Raw genomic sequence first — 6,771 nt, 5'->3', positions numbered from 1 at the left:
AAGCATGTGGCTATTAAAAGTATTGCCTCTTATACCGAGGATCAGATTATTACTTCCGATCCATCACAAGTGCTCGCTATTAAAAAGGCCAAGCAAGACGCCCAGGAAGACAAGGAGGTCGCGCAAGAGACGGCAAAAGCGGAGATAAAAGAAGCAGAAAGAAAGACGTAATAACAACTCAAATTTCATGAATGAAAATGTCGTTGACATAAACGAGTTTAGAAAAAGAAAGAATGTAGAGCTTTTAAACGAGGCAGGAAATATCCAGAAAAAGTTCGAGAAAAGAAACCGAGCACATACCACAACGTTTGTTTTAATGCTTAGTGTAGCAATCTTTTTTGATACTCTTCAAGCTATATTTTTATTAATTCCGTTTCTGGGATGGATTTTCTCTTCTTTGATTTCTATATTTGCCTGGCTGACTTTCTATGTTTGGACTTCTATTAAAGGATGGGGGCTTTCTGACACCTTAAAACAAATTATAGTTAATTGGGCTTTACCTTTCATAGAAATCATTCCTATACTAAACACACTGCCAACTTGGACACTCAAGGTAGTACTTTCATATTCTTTCCTTAAAGCAGAGGACACCTTGTATAATGTAAGCGGTGGTAAAGCGGATGCCGAAAAGTTAGAAAACCTGTTAAGAAAAGTGGCTTAAGTGAACCTGCAAGGCAAGACCTTGCGGGTTGTTTTATTCGGATTGATCTTTGTAGTTTATCCAGTCGAGTATTTCCCTTTCAAAATTATTAGTTGTTGGGAAGTAATTCGGATAAACTTCTCTATCTAGAATAGCATTCTCTTTTCTTTCAATGCCTTTAAAATCTGAATAGCTTGAGTATTTATACCTATCTAGATAACTTAATGCTACTTTTTTATTTTTGATTCCTACTTCTTTCCAATCTCCTTGTATTAACTTAAGTGGATTTAAATGGATGTACGAAAAGATGTACTTTAAATATTGATCACTACCAAGATGCTCCGACTTGAATTTGCCTTCAAAAAGTACGCCAGTCCTTTCATATTTAATATTGTGATACATGACATAGGCCGTGGATAACTTCTGTATAAATTTACTTATCCCACCACTTTCTTTCTCGGTAATCAGCAGATGGAAGTGGTTCGGCATTAAACAATACGCGCCAATAGAGACAATCCGACTTCCTCTTCCCCATAGATATGGGTCATTCTTGGCACTGTCTTTAACCAAAGACATTTTAAAATTATTCTCCGAATTACATACGTATAGAAGAACTATAAAACGCCAGTAGTCTTCCATATTATGAAATATTTCTTGTTTACTATTACCTCTATTGTATAAGTGGTAATACTCGCCTGAAACAAAAGGTGTTTTGCGTAGTGACATGTTTTTATTCTAGCACCGTCAACCTGCAAGGCAAGGCCTTGCAGGTTGCTCTCTGCCTGCCTGGACTCTTGCCATTACTATCCTCGCTCTAGACTCAAAGTTAAAGAAAATTGCCCCAGAATTAGATATAATGAAGAAGTGAAAAAGCTCTACCACATTCTCTTAGTACTTTTCTTACTTATACTGCCCGTGCTTAATTTACAAGCACAGTCCGTAGATCTTCTCTGGCAAGGAGAAACGTATGTCTCGCCTTTCTATAAAGGTAGAGCGCTGTGGTCTGGCCAGTCTAAAGTTACACTTCTCGCTATTCCACAAGGTCTGGGAAGTCCAGCAAACCTAAATTACAAATGGAGTAGAAACGGCACTATTTTAGGTAATATCAATGGTATTGGAAAAAATACTCTCGCTTTTACTGGATCTGTTCTCTCGAAGCGAGAGACCATCAAGATAGAGATCGTTTCCAACCAAAATGCTGTGTTAGCGAGCGAATCTGTCACTCTAACTCCAGCTTCTCCAATCTTGGCTATATATGAAAATAATCCTTTGTACGGATTCATGTTCCATAGGGAAACAAGTGGGACATACGAGCTTAAAGAAAGAGAGGTTACTTTCTCAGCATTTCCATTCTTCTTTAGCGCATTAGATCGGAGAGGCAGTACACTTAAATATGAATGGCGTACTAATGCTGGTGGAGTAGAAAATACAAACTCGGTGACTTACCGCACCCCAGATGATGCCGCTGGCTCATCAGAAATTCGAGTAAATACTTCCCATGGAGATAAAATTATGCAGAACGCCAATAAGAATTTTTTGATACAATTTGGAAATAAATGAAAAGAATCTTTTTATTAATTATAGTTTACTGTCTACTGTTTACTCCTGTTTTCGCCCAAAAAGCTACTGATTACAAGCTTCTAGCCCCTATTCCTTTAAGCGGTGTAGACCAAGGAGACACCAAAACAACCACTGCTGGTCCGTACATTCAAGGTCTCTTCACCTTAATCATTGCCATCGCTGGAGGACTTGCGGTGCTTAAAATAATTTTCGGCGGTATTCAATACATGTCTACTGATGCCTTCCAAGGCAAAAGTGATGCTAAGGGCACTATTCAAAATGCAATTTGGGGATTGATGCTTGCTATTGGAGCCTGGCTAATTCTCTTTACGATTAATCCTAAATTGGTAAAATTTGACCTAAGTATTCCAGTACAGGAGATAAAAACTCCAAGTACTCCTCCAGGTGGGGGAGGTGGCGCGGGGATACCAATGACCCCTGAAGAAATAGCTGCCGATAAAGTGGTTAGGGACAGATTAGAAGATCCTAACGTTGGCATTAGAATAAACGCTGGTCCCTGCTTACAAGGACAAGGATATGGATGTACAAATTTAAATGGTCTGCCAGAGAGTGCGATCCAGGGATTAATAACTTTGAAGAAAGACTGTGGTTGTGGGGTAATGGTAAGTGGGGGAACAGAACCCGGCCCACATAAAACTCATGGAGTGGGAGATCCTATAGTAGATTTGGCCAACGATCAGAGCTTGAGAAGTTGGATGTCATCAAAAGGTTTCTTGATTAACAATGGTAATGGCGCAGTGGTGCGGTTAAGTAGCGGACGCCAAGTAGGTTTTGTTTTTGAGCGTGTGGGTCAGGGAAGGTCGACAGGTGACCATTGGCACGTTGTATTTTAATTCTATGGCAAAAAGACTTTTAATAATTTTAATAGCGATCCTTTCGATTCTACTCATTGCATTCTTTGGATGGTATTTTATCGTGAGGGAGCCGGAGTTTTCTGTCGGAGAAGCGGTTAGAAATTCTTTACCCTTTGGTTCCGGAGAAGATATAAATATTCCTGCTCTACCGACAGATGGGGAGTTGGGAGATATGCCTGGAGCTGAGCTCCCACTTGATGAATTTGGGTCGCCAACCAATAGTCTTTTCCGCATATCTCCCACGCCTGTGGCTGGATTTGTCACTTTTAAAAGAGGGGTTGATTCTATGGTTCGATATGTTGATCGCGCTACAGGCCATATCTATGATTTCCTACTTCCTAGTGGGACAGGTGCCGCCTTATTTGTAGAGAAGATAAAGGTTACAAACAACACTTTGCCGAAAATTTATGAGGCATACTTTCGACCAGACGGAAACGCGGTAATCTTGAGATCTCTTGAGGATGAACTGGATATTGTTAAAAACATTTCTCTTACCCTCACTCCTCCTCAAGGAACTTCCACAGATGCTCTTTATACTGTTTCCTCCACCGCTTTGCGCGGAGATATAAATGCAGTTACTGTCGGCCTGTCTGCGCAGGCAGGTTCTGGTAATGCTCTGTTCTATACTCTGCGAGATACCTCCTCTATAGTGTCCGCGGCATTCAATGGTACGGGAGCAAAAACTATTCTCAGTTCTCCCTTCAGCAATTGGAACTTGTCCGCCGCTCTTAATCGCTTAGTGGTATACACAAAAGCAAGCGCAGATGTCCCAGGTTATGCATACACTCTAAGCACATCTGGTGGGACCTTGGCAAAAATTCTTGGCCCACTTAATGGGCTCATGGCGATTCCGAACAATCTCGGCAATCGAGTGGTATATTCATATACCGATAATAATAAAACGAGGGCATTCGCTAAAAATCTCACGAATAATACTCTGACTGAAATATTACCTGCAACTCTAGCTGAGAAATGTACTTGGAGTATTAAACAAGTGGGCATGCTTTTCTGTGCCGCACCAATTGACAGTCTTGGTCCTGAGGAGCCTGACAATTGGTACAGAGGGGTAACCCATTTCTCTGACCGCATCTGGCGTTTCGACACTAATAATGATGTTGCCCAAGTTTTGGTTGAACCGAAACAGAACCTTGGTACTGATATTGACGTAGTTGAACCGAAACTTTCCCCCGATGAGGACTATCTCATTTTCATAAACAAAACAGACCTTTCACTCTGGGCCCTTAAACTTGACTAGTAGTTTTTATATTTCGACGAATAAAGACTTCTTGAGCAATACTAAAAAGATTGGTGGTAAGCCAGTAGAGAGCGATGGCTCCAGAAATACTGTACGAGATAAAGAAAACGATGACCGGAAAAAAATATTTCATTTGAGTCTGCATACTGCGAGTGAGATTATCGCCAAAAGAATTACCTTTGGGTTGGGTCTGTCCTTTCATAGATAGTTGGAATTGGAAAAAAGTAGAAACAGCGGCTAATAGTGCGAGGACGAGACTCTTGGCTGTGATATCCATAAAGCCGAGAAAAGTGGTACTAATATTTTCAGGAACTGCCACAAATGAATAAAGTAGTTGGGAGTTAACCTCGGGGAAGTGAAGGAAGATTTGATACAAAGCGAGAATAATAGGAATTTGAATGATAATAACTAATATTCCGGAGAATGGATTAACTCCTTTTTCTTTATAGAGAGCGAGGGTTAGTCTAGCCTGCTCTTCAGCCTTATCTTTGTATTTCTCTTTAATTTTAGCCAAATCTGGGGCAATCTCTGACATCTTCACTTGAGTGAGCACTGCCTTTCTCGAGAGCGGAAAGATAATTAAACGAACTAAAATAGTTAGAAAAATGACAATGAGACCAGCATCAACCCAAGGTAGTACTTCAAATAAAAGCACCAGAAGATTATAGAGCGGGTCGAAAAAAAATGTGTGATAGAGAAAAGACATTTAGATATTATAACTTAGAAAGAGCATTCTTAACTCCCTCTCTAGTTCTTTCCCTTTGATCTCTTCTACTCCATTTTGAGCCACAATGAAATAAGTTGCTGGTTTAAGGTTAGAAACAAATTCACGCACAATCGGCCGAATGCGGCGGCGGATGGTATTGCGCGTAACCGCTTTTTTGGAAATCTTTTTTGAAACAGAGATTATCACTCTCGTCGTTAGCGCTGGCTTAACACGGAGGTAAAAATGAAGCATTTAGACAGTAGAAAGACGGGTACGACCCTTGCGGCGGCGGTTGCGAATGGTCCTTCTCCCGGTGGAAGTTTTTTGCCTCGAGAGAAAGCCGTGGGTCCTAGCCCGTTTGCGTTTTTTTGGTTTGTATGTCGTAGACATTTTTTCTTAACAGGTTATGAACACATTATAAACATTTTTCGAGTCTTTAACAAGTTTTTATCCGAATCTAAAAAGATATACTATGTTACCTGACAATCGCTATGATCGACTATAAACAACTTTGGCAAAGCGTTCTGGTAGAAATAGAACTAAGTATCTCAAGTGCAAACTTCACCACCTGGTTTAAAGACACTCGTATTGTCAAAGAAGATAGTGGGGTGGTGGTGCTCTCTGTCCCAAATGCCTTTGTTAAGGAGTGGCTCCTGACTAAGTACCACAACACCATCCTCAAAAGTCTGAGGGGTCTTGAAAGTTCCGTCCACGCCATCGAATATGTGGTAAATAAAGAAGAATCTCGCAAAAGAGAAGAGAGGCCAGGAGAGTCTACTCTCCATAATAAGGAACTTCCTCTGCCGGAAACACAGGTGAACAGGGATGATAATCTAAATCCGCGCTACACATTTGAAACATTTGTCATCGGACCGTTCAACGAACTGGCTCATGCCGCTGCCCAAGCTGTCATCAAGAAACCTGGCATTATGTACAATCCTCTTTTCATCCATGGCTCTACTGGCCACGGCAAAACTCACTTGATCCAGGCTATCGGCAATCATATTAAAACCGCAAACCCAAGCAAGAAGGTTTACTACATGACCTCTGAACAATTCGGGCAAGACTGCATGAATGCGCTTCAAAACCAGAAAATGAACGTTTTTAAGGAGAAATATCGCAAATATGATGTTTTAATTGTTGATGATATTCAATTCTTCTCAGACAAACAGAAATTCCAGGAGGAATTATTCCATCTATTCAATACCTTATACGACAATAACAGACAAATTATCTTCTCTTCTGATAAACACCCTTACTTTATCACCGGGCTCGAAGAGAGGCTTAAATCACGCCTCTCAGCCGGTATGACGGTTGATATCCCAGCGCCTGATAAAGAGTCGAGGATCGCCATTATTACCGCCAAAGCAGTCCAGCAAGGTATTACTTTGTCAGGAGAAATCATAGATTATCTCGCTCACACTATAAACGGCAATATTAGAGACCTAGAAGGAGCTGTTAACACTCTGCTTTGCCATGCCCAGCTTAAAAATAGAGAGATAACGATGATTGATGTTAGAAATTATATAAAAAATAACATTAAACCGAAGAAAACTATTGCCGTTAAGGATGTGGTTAGGATTGTTTCCGACTTTTATAACATCAAGGAAGATAGTATTTATGAAAAAACAAGACATAAAGAAGTGATCAGACCGCGACAAATTGTCATGTATCTCTTGCGTGAGGACTTCAACATATCTTATCCATCAATTGGTCAGAAGTTGGGTGGGAGAGA

The 6,771-nt window shown here is 40.6% G+C and carries 9 protein-coding genes; 5 read left to right on the top strand and 4 right to left on the bottom strand.

What is annotated here, in order from left to right; all coding sequences use genetic code 11:
- Nucleotides 1-187: 187 nt before the first annotated feature.
- Nucleotides 188-661: a hypothetical protein gene (locus tag VJH67_01210; GenBank protein HEY4515786.1), complete on the top strand. Its 474-nt coding sequence runs from the start codon at nt 188-190 to the stop codon at nt 659-661.
- 33 nt (nt 662-694) lie between these two features.
- Here VJH67_01210 and VJH67_01205 read toward each other — a convergent pair whose 3' ends face one another.
- Complete coding sequence (locus tag VJH67_01205) at nt 695-1,366, bottom strand: transposase (protein HEY4515785.1); 672 nt, start codon at nt 1,364-1,366, stop codon at nt 695-697.
- 138 nt (nt 1,367-1,504) lie between these two features.
- On the opposite strand from VJH67_01205, the gene VJH67_01200 reads away from it, so the two are divergent.
- From VJH67_01200 to VJH67_01190, 3 genes are read left to right on the top strand one after another with little or no spacing between them, the layout of a single operon-like run.
- Complete coding sequence (locus tag VJH67_01200) at nt 1,505-2,200, top strand: hypothetical protein (GenBank protein ID HEY4515784.1); 696 nt, start codon at nt 1,505-1,507, stop codon at nt 2,198-2,200.
- The gene (locus VJH67_01195; protein ID HEY4515783.1) at nt 2,197-3,054 is read left to right on the top strand and encodes a pilin; all 858 of its coding nucleotides are present in this window, start codon (nt 2,197-2,199) and stop codon (nt 3,052-3,054) included. The genes VJH67_01200 and VJH67_01195 overlap by 4 nt, the downstream gene beginning before the upstream one ends.
- A gap of 4 nt (nt 3,055-3,058) precedes the next feature.
- Nucleotides 3,059-4,330: a hypothetical protein gene (locus VJH67_01190; protein ID HEY4515782.1), complete on the top strand. Its 1,272-nt coding sequence runs from the start codon at nt 3,059-3,061 to the stop codon at nt 4,328-4,330.
- Here VJH67_01190 and VJH67_01185 read toward each other — a convergent pair.
- The 3 genes from VJH67_01185 to rpmH are packed head-to-tail and all read right to left on the bottom strand — an operon-like array spanning nt 4,317 to nt 5,426.
- On the bottom strand, nt 4,317-5,036 hold the full coding sequence (locus tag VJH67_01185) for a YidC/Oxa1 family membrane protein insertase (protein HEY4515781.1): 720 nt from the start codon (nt 5,034-5,036) through the stop codon (nt 4,317-4,319). The genes VJH67_01190 and VJH67_01185 overlap by 14 nt on opposite strands.
- Nucleotides 5,037-5,288 (bottom strand): ribonuclease P protein component, encoded by a 252-nt coding sequence (rnpA, locus tag VJH67_01180; GenBank protein HEY4515780.1) that lies wholly within the window; start codon nt 5,286-5,288, stop codon nt 5,037-5,039.
- Entirely contained in the window at nt 5,289-5,426 is a 138-nt protein-coding gene (gene rpmH, locus VJH67_01175) for a 50S ribosomal protein L34 (protein HEY4515779.1), read from the bottom strand.
- A 101-nt stretch (nt 5,427-5,527) separates the two neighbouring features.
- Between rpmH and dnaA the strand changes: the two genes are divergently transcribed.
- On the top strand, nt 5,528-6,771 hold a 1,244-nt coding region (gene dnaA / locus VJH67_01170), incomplete at its 3' end, for a chromosomal replication initiator protein DnaA (protein ID HEY4515778.1).

This window comes from Candidatus Paceibacterota bacterium, assembly GCA_036517255.1.
Taxonomy (GTDB): domain Bacteria; phylum Patescibacteriota; class Minisyncoccia; order Phycocordibacterales; family WO2-35-19; genus DATDXE01.
Note: the sequence above shows the minus strand (reverse complement) of the source record. Positions and strands in the feature narration are given on the sequence as shown.